This window comes from Acinetobacter sp. YH01024 (assembly GCF_013420195.1).
GTDB classification, from domain to species: domain Bacteria; phylum Pseudomonadota; class Gammaproteobacteria; order Pseudomonadales; family Moraxellaceae; genus Acinetobacter; species Acinetobacter amyesii.
This window is the reverse complement of sequence record NZ_VOYQ01000095.1, coordinates 1-2,359: the sequence shown is the minus strand read 5'-3', so window position 1 is coordinate 2,359 and position 2,359 is coordinate 1. Positions and strand designations below refer to the sequence as shown.

At 37.1% G+C, this 2,359-nt stretch carries 2 protein-coding genes and 2 pseudogenes; 1 reads left to right on the top strand and 3 read right to left on the bottom strand.

From position 1 onward, the window contains the following. Positions 1–289: transposase (locus tag FTT88_RS16950; RefSeq protein ID WP_373686023.1), on the top strand; the 289-nt coding region annotated here is incomplete at its 5' end. A gap of 181 nt (positions 290–470) precedes the next feature. Here FTT88_RS16950 and FTT88_RS17190 read toward each other — a convergent pair. From FTT88_RS17190 to FTT88_RS16940, 3 genes and pseudogenes are all read right to left on the bottom strand, one after another. After that, positions 471–629 (bottom strand): annotated as a pseudogene (locus tag FTT88_RS17190) (integrase); the annotation flags it as partial. Positions 630–647: 18 nt separating this feature from the next. Next, a pseudogene (locus FTT88_RS16945) lies at positions 648–1,217 on the bottom strand (IS5 family transposase); the annotation flags it as partial. A 173-nt stretch (positions 1,218–1,390) separates the two neighbouring features. Beyond that, on the bottom strand, positions 1,391–2,122 hold the full coding sequence (locus tag FTT88_RS16940) for a Fic family protein (RefSeq protein ID WP_180174135.1): 732 nt from the start codon (positions 2,120–2,122) through the stop codon (positions 1,391–1,393). Positions 2,123–2,359: the final 237 nt, after the last annotated feature.

Sequence of the window (2,359 nt, the reverse complement as noted above, 5' to 3'; positions counted from 1 at the left end):
GATTCCACCTAGAAAAAATGCGAAACCATGGAAAGATACAAAGATCAGCTCGCTAGCGCGAAATGAATTACTTCGAACAGTTAAACGTTTAGGCAGGACATTATGGAAAAAATGGTCCGGCTATCATCGCCGCAGTTTGGTGGAAACCAAGATGCATTGCATCAAATTATTAGGTGATAAATTAATGGCAAGAAGCTTTTCTAGTCAGGTGAATGAAATTCATGCACGTGTAGCAGTCCTCAACAGATTTACGGAATTAGGTCGACCACTTACCCAAGTTACGCCTTAAATTTGGCTCAATTAGGGGGCTTTGTATTTCAAATCTTTGTGCAACAAAGCCGTTATAAATTGGCTCTGTTGCACAAGCAGCGCCAATAAATTATTTTGTGTTTTTTTATTATCTAATCAAATGAATATACTCATGCTTCAGCAATTTTAGGCAGAATTATTGATTTTATGTCATTTAAATCTTATTCATTACAAAATTCTGCCCAATCAGCCATTAAGCCTTTTCGTTTTTCAAAATATGCTCCACGTAAGTCAGCAGCTTCTACCTCATCTGGTAGTTTATGTACGAGTGCATTCTCATAGATTTTACGTGGGTAATCGGTTTTATCAGCAGCAAAATTACTTGGAATTGGTCCCTTTTCTGCTTGCTCACCTTGTGGAATCTGATCGAGTAAATCACCAAGTACCTGTGAATCACTGACATTGTTTGTCGTGAGCTGAACTGCCCGTATTTGCAAGGTTTCAGCATCAATACCAATGTGGAGTTTACGCCATTGGCGAAGATATTCGGGCTGATGCTTTTTACGTTTCCATTCACCTTCACCTAAAAACTTTAATCCCGTGGAATCGACAAGTAGATGGAGCCTATCATTACTTTTTTGATAGCTAATTTAAATATCAATATGTTTTTGTCTTCTACAAAGCGTAGTGTAATCTGGAGCTGTCCAATCTAATCCGCAAAGTTTAATTAAGCTTTGAGCAAAGCCAGTAACCATGCGTAGAGTGAGTCTAAATAGAGATTTGATCATCAAACATCATTGAATCGCTATGTCGGAGTAGGTTTGACTTCGACCTTGTTTGCCTTGTGGTTGTACATATCATTGTGTTTTTGGATCGAACCAAATGGCAATATTCCCACGATTAATGAGAGCTCGGTTATATGCGGGCCAATTGGTTGTGCGATAGATTTTGTGTGTAGGCTTCTTCATTTGGAAATTATATTGCTGAATAAGCCCTTAAGAACAGCTTTGTGCAACAAAGCCCAATCGAATTAGACGGCATTCTGCAAATGGCTGGTTAAGCCCTGAAGCTTTTGAACAGAATTATTTTAAGAATTTAGAGGGATCGATTGTCCATGATACTGTCTAGGATCTGAATAAATTTAAATCCCCAATACAACTTGATATGGTTTAAATCCATCAAGCACAGCCTCAGAAACTAATTGGATAAATGCTTCAGTTTTACCATAAGCCATCCATTGATCTAAAGCTTCATAGTAAGCCAAACGATTTTCTACTGTAATCACACAAGGCGGATATCCAGCTTTAAGTAATTCGAGATTCATCAATAAGCGTGATGTACGACCATTCCCATCAATAAATGGATGAATGCCTACAAAGTCTGCATGTACTTTAGCTGCACGTTCAATAGGATGTAGCTTATGTGCCTCAGTATTGTACCAATCGACAAGCTGAGCCATTTTATCATTCAACAGTGTATAGTCGGGTGGGTTAGTCGTAGCACCTGAAATCAACACGTTTTGTTGGCGATAACGTCCTGCATTGTCATCATCGATATTTTTTAGAATGAGTCGATGGATGTTGCGAATTTGCCATTCAGAAAATGGTTCTTCTTTTCGAATAATATCTTCAACGTAATAAATAGCGTTTCTATGGTTAATTGCCTCGAAGTGTTCTCTTAATGCCTTCCCACCGACAGTTATGCCTTCTAACACGACTTTTGTTTCTAGCAATGTAAGTGTATTGCCTTCAATTGCATTCGAATGATAGGTCCAGCGAACAATAAGATCTTCTTGTAGATTTTTTACAATTGCAGGAGAAAGAGGACGATGCTGATCTAATTTTGTTTTTAAGGCATCTATATTGTCAAACATAACTTTCACCCTGAAGTTGTACTCTTGAATGATACATGAAAAAAACAAATATAAAAAAGTAATGTTATAACATATCTTTTAATATTGAATGCATACGTGTTAAAATCGGGACACCATTTCAAATCCTGTTAATGGATTTGAACAAAATAAATTTTGTGATTCAATGCGCTAAATCTAATTTGGGTAAAAAGTGGGTACAGGTAAAACGCTATTGACTTTATGGTTCACTAAATCAAT

Coding starts and splice junctions, on each gene's coding strand:
- FTT88_RS16940 (WP_180174135.1), bottom strand. CDS start 2,122: ATGTTTGACAATATAGATGCCTTAAAAACAAAATTAGATCAGCATCGT.